This window comes from Ignavibacteriales bacterium, assembly GCA_026390575.1.
Taxonomy (GTDB): domain Bacteria; phylum Bacteroidota; class Ignavibacteria; order UBA10030; family UBA10030; genus Fen-1298.
The window spans coordinates 337,981-354,407 of record JAPLFR010000015.1 but is presented as its reverse complement, the minus strand read 5'-3'; the positions used below and the strand labels follow the sequence as shown (position 1 = coordinate 354,407).

Below are 16,427 nucleotides of genomic sequence, written 5' to 3'. Positions count from 1 at the left end.
ATACAGTTCGAGTTTAATATGGATGTTAAAAAAAATAAAACGATACTATCATAAATACCATCATTTTTTTTAAGGAGTGAAGAGAGGGTAACATTACGCGTGCCAATTTTTAGGATGTCACTGCCGTAAAAAGTGTAAAGTATATATACATATACCGCTATTATTGTTAATAGATATTCATCAGTTATTCTATAAACTTTGATGAACAAATCAAAAAACTGCATCAATGAGAATTATATTCTTGTTTGTAGTACTACGAGGGTGTTCAATGACAAATCGTAAACAATGGCAACGGACAGTATTATCGGAGTAATTGCATGTCTTTTACGATGTATTCGACAATTTTATAGGCAGCCTGCTGAACATGAAACGAAATGGTTGTTCCTGCGGCAAAGTTAGTTCCTTCAATTCCGTAAACTACTAACTTTGGAGGCAGGACATTCATCTCACGTGCCAGTTCGATTGCTTCCGAAACACTAAATGCATGGGTTGAATAATGAAAGAACTTTATCGGTGTTTTCTCTTTTATTGCATCTATTCTGAAAATTGTACCGGGTATTGCGCCTGACGAAACTGCATCAACCAAAATTACATTTTCACGTCCTTGCCACGCCTCCATCAGCGCAGCGCCTTCACCCGATTCTTCTTTTACACTCACTGACGGAATCTTTTTCTCGCGAATCCTCCGAGCTATCACCAATCCGACGCCATCATCACTGCGATACTCGTTTCCTATTCCAACCACGAGAATCTTCTGAATGTTGTCCTGAACAAACACTCGAAAACCTTCAGAAGGTTTTTCTGTCATTATGGTTCTTTAATTTCGAACCGTGATTGCGAGAATTCTGCAACTATGGGTTTCACTAATCGCAAGTAATCGTACATCTTGAGCCGGATAGATCTCGTATGCGAGCATGCATTGAAGACAATTACATCGTCGTTAGCCAGTGTTGTAGCAACATACACCGGCAACGCGTAGAGATTTCCGAACGGCGGCATTGCACCAACTTCGCAATCCGGGAAAAGTTGCTGCAAATCTTCTTCGGATGCAAGATGTATATGTTTCCCCTTTAACACATCATTCAATAAATGATCACTCAATCGGTGATCGGCCGGCATCACAACCATGCAGTACTTGCCATCAGAGTTCACAACAAGAGTTTTTGCCAAATCTTTTTCCGGTACGTGCGATACAACGGCAACCTCGTGTGCAGAAAATGCCGGAGCGTGTTCAATCACTTCATACTGCACGCTGTTGTGCTTCAAGTAATCAGTCACATCGCCAAGCTTCGCCATTTGCCACCTCCTGCGTTATTGGTGAATGAATCCATGTCGCTTGTATGTCGGAAGAAAAGAAAAATTTGCAACGGTGTTTTGTTCAATCGAATTCGCCTCGGAGTTCTCGGTGTTGTTCGTCTTCGATCTCAAGTTTGAGGAAGTGGGTTGCGCACGAAATGCACGGATCATAATTCCGGATCGCTTGCTCACATTGCCAGGTAAGTTTTTCTTGCGAAAGATGCAGGCGCGGCGGTACGAATTCGCGTAAATCCTGTTCGATAGTTTTCTGGTTTTGCGATGTCGGCGGAACGATTTTCGCATCGAGAATAATTCCCCGCTCATCCAACCGATATCGGTGATAGAGAATACCGCGCGGTGCTTCGGTACATCCATAGCCTGTTCCGAGTTTCGGTTGAATATCCACTGCCGCTTTCTCTGGCATTTCATACTCTTTCATAATACGCAACGCTTCTTCACATGCGTAGAGCATCTCCACGGACCGCACAATGATGCTCTTGAACGGGTTATTCGTTCCCTTTCCAATACCTGCAGACTTGGCGGCATCTTGCGCAGCGGGAGTGAGCTTATCGAAGTTCAAATTATAACGAGCCATCGGTCCAACGAAGTATGCACCGCGTTCTTTCAAAATGGAGTGAAGCGCGTTAGAGTGCGAGACGTGCTCTTCCATAAAATAGTTTTCATATTCATGAATCTCGATGTTCAACCCCTTATTGGAACAAAGCCGCCCTTCATTCAACGGATACTCTCGTTCATGACGCAGTGCAACATATTCGTACGCACGCTCAAAATCTGGAAATGACAGCTTGGCAACAAATTTCACGGTCTGGATGGATGAATCAACCGCCCACTTTAATCGCTCGGTTAATGTTTCAAGTTCCAGCTTTGTTGGTAATTTGTAGAAGCCGCCAACGCGAACGTTGATCGGATGGATTTCCCTTCCGCCGACAAGGTTGACGATGTCGTTGCCGATCTTCTTTGTCTTTAACGCCATTTGAACAACAGGGCTGTGATCTTTTGCCATCTGGATTGCATCGGCATAACCAAGAAAGTCCGGCGCATGCAGCATGAAAATGTGAAGCGCGTGACTTTCAATCCATTCACCGCAATAGAGCAATCGTCGGAGCGCACGAAGCTGCCCATCTACAGTAACACCAAAAGCATTTTCCATCGCATGAACGGAACTCATTTGGTACGCAACCGGACAAATACCACAGATGCGCGCAGTAATATCCGGCGCTTCGCTGTAATGCCTGCCTCGAAGAAATGCTTCGAAGAAGCGCGGCGGCTCAAAGATATTGAACTTGACGTCGCTCACTTTGCTACCGCTCACTTTTATTAACAATCCGCCTTCGCCCTCCACTCGGGCAAGGTAATCAACTTTTATCGTCTTACTTTTCATGTGCTTCGCTCTCTCTTCGGAATGCTTCAGCGTAAGCATTGAATCCACGGAACAAACGTACGAGTTCATCATCCTTAACACCGAGTGAATTCCAGTATGCGCTGAGTGCAGACGTGTTCGGCGTTTCCTTCGGGCCAAAGCAGCCAAAGCAGCCGCGCGAGTATGACGGACATAAGGCGTTACATCCAGCCTGAGTTACCGGACCAAGACACGTTGGGCCATGAGCAACTAACCCACAGGTGATGAAGCGCCGCTTACATTCGAGACACACAGCGTACGCCGGAGTGTTTGGTTTGCGGCCGTTGAGATATGCGTTGATGACCTCCACCAATTGATGCTTGTTGATCGGGCAGCCGCGCAACTCGAAATCTACAAAAACATGGTCGGCAATTGGCGTCGATTTATTCAGCGTCTCGATGTACTTCGGATTGGCATAGACCGCTATGATAAATTGTTTCACATCCTTGAAGTTACGAAGCGCTTGAATGCCCCCAGCTGTTGCGCATGCTCCGATCGTAATGAGAACTTTCGACTGGCGCCGTACTTGGTGGATACGTTCAGCATCGTGTGGTGTGGTGATGGAACCCTCCACCAGTGAAATGTCGTATGGACCTTTCGTGACTGCACGCGACGCTTCGGGGAAGTTCGCAATCTCGACATGCTCGGTAATGGCGAGCAGTTCGTCTTCGCAATCGAGCAGACTTAATTGACACCCATCGCATGAAGAAAATTTCCATACAGCAAGTTTTGGCTTACGGGGCTTCTTTGCAGCCATCTTCGGAACCTTCGTGTTCTTAGCAGGCATCTTCGAGCTCTTTATATTAAATTTCCCATTTCACCAGCATATCTTTGATTTTACTATACTGAAAGACAGGGCCATCTTTACAGACAAAGAATGATCCAAACTGGCAATGTCCGCACAAGCCGATGGCACATTTCATATTACGCTCCATCGAAACAAAAATGTGCTCGTTATCGACACCGCGCTTATGCAGTTCCATCGCGGTAAATCGCATCATAATCTCCGGACCGCAGACGAATGCCATTGTATTGCGCGGATCGAATGGCGCCCGCGAGATAAGATTTGTTACTACGCCAACATTGCCGCGCCATCCGCTCATTGCTCGATCAACCGTAACGTAAATTTCCAAATCAAAGCGTGCACGCCAATTTTCTAATTCCTGCCGGAAAAGGACATCTAAGGGCGTGCGTGTCCCATATAATAGTACGACTTTCCCATACCGCTCACGGTGTGCAACAACCTCATACAGCGTTGGCCGCAGCGGAGCAAGTCCTATACCGCCGGCAACGAAAACGACATCCAATCCGTTTGCTTGATCTACAGGCCATGGCGTTCCATACGGACCGCGAATGCCTAAAATATCTCCACGCCGCATTTTGTCCATTGCTTTCGTCACGGTACCGACTGCTCGTGTTGTATGCACAAGCATACGTGGATTAGCCGGATCTCCGCTAATAGAAATCGGAATTTCACCGACACCATACACATACACCATATTGAACTGTCCTGGCTGAAACGAAAACTCTTCCAGGGCGCCCAGAGGTTGTAATTCAACGGTGAATGTATCTTCCGTTTCATGTTTCACTCGCCGGATTTGAAACGGCCAAGGAAGCATTGGATTCCGCTTGTAATCTACTTTGAGCGATAGTAGTTCAGGATCGGTCGCCATAAACGTCCAGAAGTTGTAAGCGTGTGGATTCAAGTTGTTTCATCATAATATCAGCGAAGCGTTTGAGCAATTCGTACCCAAGGTGATGATCGTCCTCGCACTTGTTGCGTAAACATTTTCCATCGAGGGCAATCATGCGTGTAAGAGCCAACGCTCTCGCATCAAAGTGCCAGGTATAAGGCGGTACAAGCCACGACCAGCCAAGAATGTCGCCTTCTTCTAATGTCTCGATGATAACCGGACCTTTATTTGGCGTCATAATTTGGAGCGTGACTTTTCCCGATCGGATAAGATAGAAGTGATTCGCTTCTTCACCTTCGCGGTGAATCATCTTGCCGGCATCGACGCGCATATTGGATGCGCAGCCAACGATGAGCGCGAAATATTCTTCATTGAGTCCTTTGAAGAACGGATGTTCTGCAAGAATATTCTTTAGGTCTTCCATAGCACTTTTCCTTTAATTAACATAACTCATCAAGTTTGATTTTCACGAATGGCGCGTGCTTCCTCAGTGATATCGATGCCAACTGGACACCATGTAATACAGCGTCCGCACCCAACGCAGCCAAATGTACCGAACTGATCCACCCATGATGCCAGTTTATGCGTCATCCATTGCCGGTAGCGTGCTTTTGCAGAAGCGCGCACGCTTCCACCGTGAATGTATGAAAAGTCGAGCGTGAAGCAAGAATCCCATTTTCGCATACGATCTGCTTGCTTGCCTGCAAGATCCGTCACATCTTCCACCGTGGCGCAGAAACAGGTTGGACAAACCATGGTACAGTTGGCGCACGTAAGGCACCGCGCAGCGGTTCGTTCCCAGCGTGGGTGTTCGGAATTTTGATAAAGAATATTTTTCAGATCGACTGTGTCAAGCTGCCGTCCCATTTGTTTTGAGGTCTTTTCGCTGACTTCGTTGACCGTCGTAATATTTTCATCGGTTGCTTTTATATACTTCACGCTCTTGAGAACATCTGCACCCAGCTCTGTACCTACTTCCACGATAAAGTAATGACGCTTGTCGTTTAGGATTTCAGTCAATGCAAGATCAAATCCGGCTGCGGCTTTAGGTCCCGTGCCCATCGACGCACAGAAACATGTTCCTCCTGCTTGTCCGCAATTTACTGATACAATAAAATTACCGGCCCGTTTTCGCTCATAGACAGGATCGATAAAAGGTCCGCTGAGGAATACTTTATCTTGAAGAGTAATGGCGCTTAAATCGCAGGGGCGAACACCAAAAAAAGCGTATTTTGTCGGCGCCGGTTCTTGCGATGGTTGTTTTTTCGAGTTGGGAAGATCAAGTCCTTTATTACTTTTGTGGGTTGCAAAGATTTTTTGAATTGGCGGGAAAAGAAATTTCTTCCATGACTGCGGACCAACCGTCCAGCCAAACACTGCGGCATCATCCCGTTTCTTCAATCGATACATGCCGTTTGTTTGTTCATCCGTCCAGCCGATAGGAAGATCGTTAGGATGTGTCAACTCGTCGTAAATGATTGCACTGTCGTGCACGGTGGGCCCGATGACCTTATAGCCACGGCGTTTGAGAGTTTCGACCAGGCGGTCAAGTTCGCTGCGTTCAAGAATAAAAGTCTTCAAGTGGATACCTACAAGATTGCTTTGTGAGAATGCAAAACAAATAACTGTAAATACCGTTGTCTTAAAAGCCTATTACTTATTCAATCGTCAGATGGGAATATACAATACCTCAGAGCGTCTTATTTCAATAAATCCTCAATCGCTTGTGTAATAAGTTCTACATCAACCGGTTTATAAAAAACTGCATCTGTAAGATCGTCAATTGATTTGTTCATCTCAGGTGCAAGAGACATATAAGCACGCAAGGCAATGATTGGGATTGTGCTTGCCATTCGGCGTACAATATCAAGTTGTTTGATGATATCGGCAGAAAATGTATAGAGATCAATCAAGATTAAATCTGGTAAAATTTCTTTGACCGCTTGTTCAAATTGTTCCAGCCGGTGTTCGCGTACAATCTGAAACTGGTCTTCGAGATTGAGTAGAAGAAACCTTGCCAAATCTGCATCCGGACTAAAAACGAGCACACGCTTCCGTGAGACGGTAGCACGTGATGCCGCCTGCGCTTGATCATGCGAAATTATGCCGACCTGATTGGACATGGTGAAGTTTTCTTTTGTCCGATGCCCCTGCTGAACGGAGTTACGCTAAATAATCTGTGTCGTCGAAATCAGTTTCAAGCATTTCATGTGGAAACGTGCCGAAACTTTTTTCATTGGTATTATCAACGAAAGGGAGAAACGTCTTTTTGTTGTCTACGATATGTTTGATCATAAACATACCGCCTGCGGCAACGGCAACGATTCCAACAAGCCACCATCGTAACTTCATGTATATCTCTTCTGCAAATATTGATAATTATTCTCACAATATATTCCGCAAGGAATGTGCCAGTAATTACTAAGGTACCATGTCTTGACAAATTAAGGTTGATTGAGTGAGGCATGCCCCTCTGTTTCAATTGAATTTGCAGATTTTGGGAAATAGCTTTAGACGGATTTCTTACAAATCAGAAGATTTGCATCAGTGCTCATCCGGACAGTTTTAAGAAAAAATGGCAATTCTCTTCAGTGCGACGGTATTTGCAGCTCTTCTATTTTGCGATAGAGCGAAGAAAGACTCACACCCAGAACTTTAGCGGCTGTTTCCTTGTTCTGCCCGCAAGCCGAAAGCGTTTGTTGAATGAACTGCCTTTCAAAACTTCTCACAGCATCCTTAAGTGTCCCATGACCGGTAGAAACAGACGGAATGTCTTCTGCAGGTCGCATATATTCCGGAAGATGTTCAAGTCTGACGAAGTCTTCATCGCAAAAGATGACGGCGCGCTCGACGACATTTTCCAATTCGCGTACTTCGCCTTTCCATTGGTATTGGAGCAAGGCACGCATCGCTTCGTTGGCGAATCCCTGAATTGGTTTGCTCATTTGTTTCTTGAATGCATCAAGAAAATGCTGCGCGAGAATTGGAACATCATCAGGACGTTCCTTGAGTGAAGGCAAATCGATTTCAACAACATTGAGACGATAATAAAGATCGTCGCGGAATTTACCATTCTCCACCTCTTTGCGCAGGTCCCGGTTCGTCGCAGCAATAATGCGAACATCGATTTTGATCGGTTCCGTCATACCAACAGGTGTAATTTCTCTTTGCTCAAGCGCACGTAATAATTTCACCTGAAGTTGAATTGGAATTTCACTTACTTCATCAAGAAAGACGGTACCGCCTTCCGCAACTTTTAACAATCCCTCTTTGTCTACTGTTGCACCTGTGAATGATCCTTTTTTGTGTCCGAAGAGTTCGCTTTCAAACAGTGTGTCAACAATGGCTCCGCAATTGATAGGCAGAAACCTTTTTTCACGACGCGGACTATTGTAGTGAATTGCGCGTGCAACAATTTCTTTTCCTGTACCGCTTTTACCGGTGATCAACACAGTACCTTCACTGTGCGCAACTCGTTTAATTACTTCAAAGATTTTTTTCATCGGCGTACTTTGCCCTATAATTTGATCGAAATCATAGGTACGCTGAAGTTCTTGGCGTAGGAGGGAGTTTTCAATAGTCAGCGCATGGTAATCGCAAAGCTTCTTCACACGGTAGAGCAGATCATCAAAGTTAATCGGCTTCAAAATATAATCCGCGGCACCTTCGCGCAGTGCCAGCACCGCCGTTTCGACAGATCCAAATGCCGTAATAATCACAACCAATGTCTGCGGCGTCCGCTGGCGAATTTGTTTCAGCAAATCCACTCCTTTCATTTCAGGCATTTCAATATCAGTAATAATGATATCGAATGGATTTGCTTCGTGCTTTGTGAGTGCGTCTTTACCGTTGACTGCTTCTTCAACGTTATATCCTTCTTTCTTTAAGATGAAGGAGAGGGATTCACGGATAATTTGTTCGTCATCAACCACTAATATGCGTTGCGCCATTAGACACCTTTCCAAGGAAACGAGACGGTGAAGGTGCTCCCCTTTTCGGGAATACTTTCAACAAACACATCGCCGCCAAAACTTTTAACGATACCATAACTCACCCACAACCCCAGCCCTGTGCCTTGGCCGGTAGTTTTTGTTGTGTAAAACGGTTCGAAGATTTTTTCCAATGCTGAAGATTCAATTCCTTTTCCTGTGTCATGCACGATCACTTCAACCGCATGTTCATTTTTACGGCTATGTACAGTGATCGTACCGCGGCGTTCATCCAACGAATCCACGGCGTTCATTAAAATGTTGATAAAGACCTGAACGATTTGATCTGGCACTGCGGCAATCTCCGGAAGGTGTTCATCCAAATCGAGTGCGAAGGTAATATCCTTTACTTTTTTTCCGTACTGAACGATATTCAGCGCTTCTTTAACAATTCGATTGATATTCGTCGGCTTCACCACGTGTGTAGAGGGACGCGAGAAATCCACTAGTTCGCGTATGATGCGGGTAATACGGTTCACTTGACTGTTGATGAGCTCTAATTTCTCTTTGGCAAATTCATCCGTGCTCGTACGTTGAATAACTTGCACGAGTGATGAAATAGCAGTGAGCGGGTTGCCGACTTCGTGCGCAATACCTGCTGCGAGTGTACCGATACTTTCCAAGCGCTGTGAACGGACAAGCTGTTGCTCCAAAATAATTTGTTCCGTGATGTCACGATGCGCGCCAAGATATCCCACGATCTTGCCCTGGGAATCGACGATCGGCGAAATGACAAGCTCTGTGAAAAACGGACTCCCATCTTTCCGTCGGTTTTCGATCTTCCCTACCCAGACTTTACCAGAAATAATGTGCTTCCACACTCCAGACCAAAATTCTTTGCTGTGCTTACTGCTGTTTAAAATATTTGGGTTCTTCCCAATCAATTCTGTATTGTTATAACCAGTCACTTTTTCAAAAGCTGGATTGACATAAATCATTGTTCCATTTGCATCGCTAATCTGAATGGGGTTAATGGTATTGTGGATGACGTTAGAGAAACGCAGCAAATCAAGTTCTTTCCGCTTTTCTTCTGTTACATCGCGCATCACTAGAACCCAGTACTTCGTTTGGCCCGAATGCAGCACGCGGACTGTTCCCGTGACATCGATGATCGATCCGTCACGATTACGAAATTGAGTTTCCAAATTCAGTTGGTCGGCAAACGGAAGCAGGCCTCTAAAACTATTCCGTTTATCTTCCGGGAGTATATCGAAGATATATTTCGGATGCGAGGGTCGAACAACCACTCCTAGTTTGTCGGCGGCAGTTTTGTTGGCATCGAGAATCCTGTTTTCATCATCCAGGATGAGCACCATCTCGGGCAGCAAATCAACAACACGCCCATATTGAGAGAAAAGAAAAGACGCTTCAGACATAGTTCACAATGCAAGGTACGTCAAGGTTCGATGATTGGCAAGGTGCCTGGCAAACAAAAGAAATCCGGCGTCCGCTTCTGGCACGCCTGGCATTTTTCACGAAGATGATGTAAAATAAATAAACTACAATTTCACCTGTTTGGACATTGGTAGTGTAAACAGTATACCCGCTTTTATAATTCCCGGTCGATCTCTTAAGCTTTCGTTATACTTGATCTATTTCGAGTTTAGATTCGTCCATCTCTCGACACATTTCTGCATCACGATACGAGGACAATAATTCCTTTCTTTCATTGTTCCTTCTTTACAGTCGGACGGACATAATCCATACCATGAATAATGGGAGCGGTCCGAATTTCTTCGATCTTACCAAGTTCATATTGTTTCTTTAATTCCACATACATCGTATAAATGACTGATTATTTATTTATGATTTTTGCAGTTACGATCCTTCAATCTTCTGTTTTAATAAGTGGACATACATTTGCAGAGCTATCTTTTACCATGCTGAGATCGATCCCCCACAAATCACGAAACAATATTCGGAACGTATTCACAGAACTCATGCCATTATAGAACTTTCCCTTTGAATATTTGGGCCAAAGCACGGCATTCAATATCCCGAAGGACGACCTCCGTCGGAGATCTGTTCCGCCCTTCTGCAAATATCTCGGCCCATGATCTGCTTGAAGTATCACCAGGGTGTTCGACCTTTGATGAGGAGACAAACCATCGAGACCCTTATGCAATAAATCGAGGACGGTGCTGTCAGTATATTTTACTTGAGACAAGAAGGCTTGATCATCTTCAAGTTCGAAATACTGTTCTTTGTTCTGGGAGGATTTTTGTTCCAATGGCAGATATGGACCATGAGGCATAATTAAATGAGCATAGACAAAGATTCGCTGATCATTTTTTGGATTAGGGTTCATAAAAGCATACAGCCTGTTAACAATTTCCCAGTTATAAAATCCTAGAGACGTGGCATGCTGATTGCCAAATTGGGAAAGCAATGCGCCCAGAGCACTCGAACTAACAATTTCTCCGCTATATGTAACTATTTCTCCTCGATCCGCATAAAATAATTTTTTAATAGCAGCACCCGTAAATGAGAGAATATGAGTTTCGTACCCTTGCTCTCGAAAGAAGGTCAAGACCGGCGATTGTCTTATCCTTTGTCCCAATAAGAACCATTGTTGGACAGTGAGACTTTGGTGCCCGTTTATTGGCAGCATCGCACCATACGTTGTTGCTGCAATACTAAACGGTGTATAATTGTAATTCGAGATACATGAGTCGTACACGGTAAACCCAAGTGATTCGAGTCCGCTCCGGAATGTCGTATCTTTATATCCCCATACTTCATCCAATACTAATGAGCTTGGATATTCATCGAGTATGATCCAAAATATTCGTTGCGGAATTGCTGTTTGGTTCACAGCAGTATTTGATTGATGAATATCGAATAGATCAGAATCGAATTTATACTTTGGCGATTGCAGTACATCGATAAACGGAACAACGGAAAGAACGAACGTCGTAAAGAGCAGGATCTTGAGATTCTTTGCCTTCTGATTCATTATTCCCAGAACCCACATCATTCCAACGGTGCAAAAAGCCATTGTTACAATAAACATTGTATGCTGCGCGTTATACAGATGCAGCATCACCCATCGTTTAGCAAATTGTTCCCATGTTGCGAATATTGCCGAATACTCGAAAAAGATATAGGTAACACAGATGAGTATCAACGCTACTTTTGATTCGTCATCGAACAATTTTAATCTTGAAAGAAGAATGCCTGCCGGGATCATGAACAATAAGTATCCGGCATACAGAAGCAATCCTTCCTGCATCTGTTCAAAGGGCAATAATGCAAGAACACTTTTTCGGATACAAGAGAGGACTATGACGAAAAGACTTGGCCATACCCAACGCAGTGTTTTTTTAAGGAAACCGGCGCTACTCATCTTTACCGACATCTTTTTTTTCAAAGAGATAAATCATACGATCGGTCGGTTCAACTTTCCATCTGTTTTTAACAGTAAATAGATTTGCGAATACTTTCAACAATTCTTCCTGGGTATACCAGCTAAATTGATTCACACGTGAACGAAAGAGTTCTTCAAATTTAGCATCAGTATCTGGAATGAACTCATAAAATACATATTTCGTGGTTTTTGCACAGAGATCTGTGAGCATGGGAAATGTAATATTCGCCTGCCCTAATAAATGATGGGAAATTCCTAACATGAGAATGACATCAGGATTTATTCTCTCTAAGAACGAACTCCTTTCACAACTCATCCATCCCAGAGAAGGTGAAGGATTGAGAATGTCTATTACTAAGGGTATGAGATTGGTAATCTTCTCTTTTTTCGTCAGACTGTATAAAAACTCAATCGAAGAAGGATCACGATCAAGTGCGATTACTATTTCTGAATGCGCAGATGCAATTTTTGAAAATATCCCTGTGTTAGAACCGACATCAACTACTGCCTGCGGTTTGATCTCGGCCAATGCTTTTTCCATAATTTCAATTTTATTTTTCAGGTAGAGAGGATGTACACAATCGCCAGAGTAATAACTTGTCCAATTCAAAAATGATTTACTCTTCGGAAGCGAACGGACGGCATTTTGAAGACTGAATATCAATCGTGCTTGATTGGCTGGATTTGAGACACTCCCTGCAACGGGGTTTGCTTTATCGGATCTTTGAGACCTGGCATGTAGATGGAGATGAACAAACAAGGATGGTCTCAGCCATGTTCGGCACGGCAGCATGGTGCTTGCCAAAGGAAGCGGCATTCCATTATGATATTCTCGCCCAATTCGTCCGATATCATGATCTATAAATGCCATTAGCGCTAGAGGGGCAAGGAAACTTTCACAAAACTGTTTGTACGCAACCCAGATATTTTTATCGTCAAGAAAAAAAGACAACGTATCGATGAGCTGAGGTTTTCCATGCACAAATTGGATATTAAATGGAGTAGCATCCTTGAGGCTGAATCCATATGAAAGCGAGATTTCTTGAATTCTTAATATGGAGAGCGCTGCGTCCCTCAACTGCTCATACGACCATTCATACGGATAGCTTATATGTTTTACTTGAAACGGTTTTATGATGAGAGGATGATTGGGAATGGTAATAGGAAATCCCTTTTCCTCCATATGGGGTATAAGCAATTCTTCTTTAACGAGCTTCTCATACAAGCCGCTTGAAATTACTTTCGTGTAGGCAGCTATATAACACTCGTTGATAGCTCGATAGATTGAACCCTCGAATTCAAAAATAAATCCATCAATGTCTCGAAATGAAGCGGGATTTTTTTTAAGACCATTCATTTGGGAATATCTTTCCCAAAAAGTTTATTCCAAACTCGAACAATAAATAAACGGATCTTTTGAAAATAAAAGACAATAAATGCGAATATGATTAATAAGAATTGAAAAATGAAGCTCATTGAGCCCGGATCATTATACTGTGCTTTCAATGCATCCGGCAAGAGAATTACAAGGATTCCTAAAAGCAGAATAATTTTTAATTTCATTCTATCACCTTTTGAGAAATAATTCATTATGTCATTCCCCTCGTAAATCCTCATTCTGTAAAAATGTATGGATAATTCAGGAGTTTTCAAACCTCAAGAGAGCAATCACGCTGCCACCAATTAATGCAACGCGGTTTCGTGGAAGATTTTCTCTCGTATTATTTCATCAACGGAGAAGTAACCTTCCTCTAATATTCATGTCAGGGTTCTTCGTTCCTTTCGACCGTTTTATAGTATATTGAGAACTCTCGTTTAAAAAATCACGTCTGGGTTTATTGATTGAAACAACACCTGATGGACAATAAAAAATCCGGCAACCATGATTGGTTTACCGGATTATTATGACGGTTAAATATATAATAAGGTGATTATGATTTTACAAATCGAGACAGTGATAATAACAACCGCAGTTCATATTTCTGAATCTTAAGGGTATTTTATTAATGTCCTTGAGCGACTCTCTCAGATCGATTTGTACTTGATCCAAATGAGGCCGAAGGTCATCCATATCCAAATGCATTTCCGCTTCATCGCATGGATCCGTCCGGAACATCCGCATGTGTGGTTTTTGGAAAAAGAATTTATGGGGAACAATTTGATCTTCCTCCATTTCGACGCTTAATACTTTCTTCACACCCTTTCGCATAACCTCAAAGTCTACTTTATCACCTTCATCATATTTACGAAGTTCCCTTTGAACTTTCTCCACTGCATCTATTGTTTTCGTACCAATCCGGATAATAATATCACCCGCCTTGAAGCCAGCTTTCTCGGCAGTACTTTCGCGTTCTACTTTCTCTACCAACACTCCTTCGTTATTCGGTACACCGAAATACCCGCCGAGTTGCTCATTGAGCGTAAGAAGCTGCAATCCAAGGATATTATTACCGAAAAATACGCGCATATCCGGTATATTGGGCATACCCCCGAACATTTGATGTTTTGATACTTTTTCACTGCCGACCGTCAATGTAAGTGTTTTCTTTTGACTATCACGGATAATAACAATATCAACTTTCGTTCCCGGCAAAGTTCGGTGAACTATTTTTACTAATTCATCTGCGTCAAACAGTTTTTTGCCATTATACTCTACCACAATATCACCTTCCTGAATACCAGCTGAATCGGCAGGGCTGTCTTTAATAACGTCTTTCACAAGGACACCTTCTGCGGAGTCGAGCTTTGCTTTTTGTGCAGTTTTTTCATTCACATCCTGAATCGTAACTCCAATCCACCCGGTGCTTTTTGTCTTCTCTTTCTTGTGGGTCTCACCCGTAAGTTTTCCGCCTGCACTCAATATCGTACCTATTGACAGGAAGAGCACTATCGCAAGACACCATATCATTTGTATCGTTGTTTTCATGGCTGCCTTTCCTTGTATTAAATTGTCGAATCTCAGTGAGTTCAATTCTATAGACGATACCGGGGAGAGATAGTTCCAAATGACGAAGGGATGTACTTAAGGATAAAAAAAAGAGACAATGGTAGGCAACATTGCTATGCGGAAACCTTTTCCCTTCCCACTTGTATACTTTCTTTATTTACCTTAATATCTTCTATCACACTAAAGCGATATGATACCTGACTGGAAAAAATATACAATAAATTATTTTGTACCTTTATTAATTCTTATTGTATCAGCGTTTGTTTTTTTACCTAACCTTGGCAGACATTTCCTTTGGCAGGACGAAGCTCAGACGGCATTAATATCCAGATCCATACTTACCAGTGGAATCCCGTATTGCCATGATGACAAAAATTCTTTCTCGCAAGAATTAGGTGCGGAAAGCGGTACCGGAGGTGTTTATAAATGGCATCCATGGATACCGTTTTATATCCATGCCGCCTTCTTTCAATTATTCGGTCAATCAGATTTTGCAGCTCGCTTGCCGGATGCCCTCTTTGGCATAGGAACAGTACTCTTATGTTTCTGGACGGTCCGCTCAACGGGAAAGGGAATACGGGCATCACTCATAGCCGCCGGTATATTGATGCTGATGGTTCCTTTCCTGCTTTTGTCCCGCCAATGTCGTTATTACAGTATGGTAGCTTTCTTTTCGATGGGATGTATATTGACATATTTTTTATTCCTGAAGTCTAAAAAATATGCAAGGCTCCTTCTGGTCTCTTCTACAGTCATTCTTTTTCACATCCAGATGATCTATGGCGCTATCTTTCTCGCAACCGTGTTGATTCATGTAACTCTCATAGGAAAGGAATATTTCAAACGCATGGTGGTTCCCATGGTCGGTGTTCTCTGTTTTGTCTTACCATGGATATGCTATACCTCTGAAATATCATACCAATCGCGTTACAGTCAATTTCTTTTTAATCCCTTTTTCATTAAAAGATTCTTTTTTGATTTTATCGTTCAATTGGAAATGTATGTCATTCCTCTCTATTTCATAATTTTTCTATTGGTCATAGTGATTTGGCATAGAAAGAGTACATATACTTTTTTAAGTACTACGATGGTATACATGACTTTTTATTTTTTATATGCGGCAATGCTAGTATGTATTCTTTCTCTTACGGCTCCGAATTCGTTTTTTAGATATCTCGCACCTGTCTTACCTCTGTGTGCCATAGCGGTTGCTGAAATTATCGAACTAGGATTTCAAGTACATCCCGTTGTGGGAAGTATTGGTTTGGTTCTATTCTTTTTACATCAACCAATGTTAAATTATTATTTTGAACTCACTCATGATTTCAAGGGACCTATGGAGGGATTGGTCGGCCATTTACGTCACCATGCACAACCCTCTGATACTGTTGCGATTACCTATGGCGATATGCCCATCAAGTGGTATACTGGTTTGCATGTTATCGGAGGGTTGACCGGAGAAAATTTGGAGAAGGCCAGCCATGCTCGTTGGGTGATTTTCAGAAAACACGCCATTTGTGAAAAAGATGAAATGGTTGCAGAATATCTTTCTGCCAAACTATCTTTGTCAAAATATCGTAAACTTATTATCGATGCACCTGACACTCCGTATGAGAATCGAGAAGACCCTCAAGAACATTTGTACCGAACAGCAACAGAAGAAGATCGCGTGATCATATATGAAAGAATACCGTAACTGTTAAAGCATGAGGCA

At 42.9% G+C, this 16,427-nt stretch carries 16 protein-coding genes; 1 reads left to right on the top strand and 15 read right to left on the bottom strand.

The window, feature by feature from the left end; genetic code table 11:
* Nucleotides 1–301: 301 nt before the first annotated feature.
* The 15 genes from NTX44_12795 to NTX44_12725 form a co-directional block, all read right to left on the bottom strand.
* Nucleotides 302–808: a hydrogenase maturation protease gene (locus NTX44_12795; GenBank protein MCX6122478.1), complete on the bottom strand. Its 507-nt coding sequence runs from the start codon at nt 806–808 to the stop codon at nt 302–304.
* Entirely contained in the window at nt 808–1,296 is a 489-nt protein-coding gene (locus NTX44_12790; GenBank protein ID MCX6122477.1) for a YbaK/EbsC family protein, read from the bottom strand. The genes NTX44_12795 and NTX44_12790 overlap by 1 nt, the downstream gene beginning before the upstream one ends.
* 82 nt (nt 1,297–1,378) lie before the next feature.
* The gene (locus NTX44_12785) at nt 1,379–2,698 is read right to left on the bottom strand and encodes a Ni/Fe hydrogenase subunit alpha (GenBank protein ID MCX6122476.1); all 1,320 of its coding nucleotides are present in this window, start codon (nt 2,696–2,698) and stop codon (nt 1,379–1,381) included.
* Nucleotides 2,688–3,503, bottom strand: a complete 816-nt coding sequence (locus NTX44_12780; GenBank protein MCX6122475.1) for a hypothetical protein — start codon at nt 3,501–3,503, stop codon at nt 2,688–2,690. Before NTX44_12780 ends, NTX44_12785 begins: the two co-directional genes overlap by 11 nt.
* A gap of 16 nt (nt 3,504–3,519) precedes the next feature.
* Entirely contained in the window at nt 3,520–4,422 is a 903-nt protein-coding gene (locus tag NTX44_12775; GenBank protein MCX6122474.1) for an FAD/NAD(P)-binding protein, read from the bottom strand.
* Complete coding sequence (locus NTX44_12770) at nt 4,373–4,834, bottom strand: cyclic nucleotide-binding domain-containing protein (GenBank protein ID MCX6122473.1); 462 nt, start codon at nt 4,832–4,834, stop codon at nt 4,373–4,375. Before NTX44_12770 ends, NTX44_12775 begins: the two co-directional genes overlap by 50 nt.
* A 29-nt stretch (nt 4,835–4,863) precedes the next feature.
* A complete protein-coding gene (locus NTX44_12765) occupies nt 4,864–5,991 on the bottom strand; it encodes a 4Fe-4S dicluster domain-containing protein (GenBank protein MCX6122472.1) in 1,128 nt (375 codons plus the stop codon).
* Between the two features lie 119 nt (nt 5,992–6,110).
* Nucleotides 6,111–6,533, bottom strand: a complete 423-nt coding sequence (locus NTX44_12760) for a hypothetical protein (protein MCX6122471.1) — start codon at nt 6,531–6,533, stop codon at nt 6,111–6,113.
* A 40-nt stretch (nt 6,534–6,573) separates the two neighbouring features.
* A complete protein-coding gene (locus tag NTX44_12755; protein MCX6122470.1) occupies nt 6,574–6,762 on the bottom strand; it encodes a hypothetical protein in 189 nt (62 codons plus the stop codon).
* 236 nt (nt 6,763–6,998) lie between these two features.
* Nucleotides 6,999–8,360, bottom strand: a complete 1,362-nt coding sequence (locus NTX44_12750) for a sigma-54 dependent transcriptional regulator (protein ID MCX6122469.1) — start codon at nt 8,358–8,360, stop codon at nt 6,999–7,001.
* Nucleotides 8,360–9,775: a PAS domain S-box protein gene (locus NTX44_12745; protein ID MCX6122468.1), complete on the bottom strand. Its 1,416-nt coding sequence runs from the start codon at nt 9,773–9,775 to the stop codon at nt 8,360–8,362. The genes NTX44_12750 and NTX44_12745 overlap by 1 nt, the downstream gene beginning before the upstream one ends.
* Before the next feature lie 452 nt (nt 9,776–10,227).
* Nucleotides 10,228–11,769, bottom strand: a complete 1,542-nt coding sequence (locus NTX44_12740) for a sulfatase-like hydrolase/transferase (protein ID MCX6122467.1) — start codon at nt 11,767–11,769, stop codon at nt 10,228–10,230.
* Entirely contained in the window at nt 11,738–13,123 is a 1,386-nt protein-coding gene (locus tag NTX44_12735; GenBank protein MCX6122466.1) for a class I SAM-dependent methyltransferase, read from the bottom strand. The genes NTX44_12740 and NTX44_12735 overlap by 32 nt, the downstream gene beginning before the upstream one ends.
* Complete coding sequence (locus NTX44_12730) at nt 13,120–13,329, bottom strand: hypothetical protein (GenBank protein ID MCX6122465.1); 210 nt, start codon at nt 13,327–13,329, stop codon at nt 13,120–13,122. Before NTX44_12730 ends, NTX44_12735 begins: the two co-directional genes overlap by 4 nt.
* Before the next feature lie 376 nt (nt 13,330–13,705).
* Complete coding sequence (locus NTX44_12725; GenBank protein ID MCX6122464.1) at nt 13,706–14,692, bottom strand: PDZ domain-containing protein; 987 nt, start codon at nt 14,690–14,692, stop codon at nt 13,706–13,708.
* 211 nt (nt 14,693–14,903) lie between these two features.
* On the opposite strand from NTX44_12725, the gene NTX44_12720 reads away from it, so the two are divergent.
* Nucleotides 14,904–16,409 (top strand): glycosyltransferase family 39 protein, encoded by a 1,506-nt coding sequence (locus NTX44_12720; protein MCX6122463.1) that lies wholly within the window; start codon nt 14,904–14,906, stop codon nt 16,407–16,409.
* The last annotated feature ends 18 nt before the right edge of the window (nt 16,410–16,427 follow it).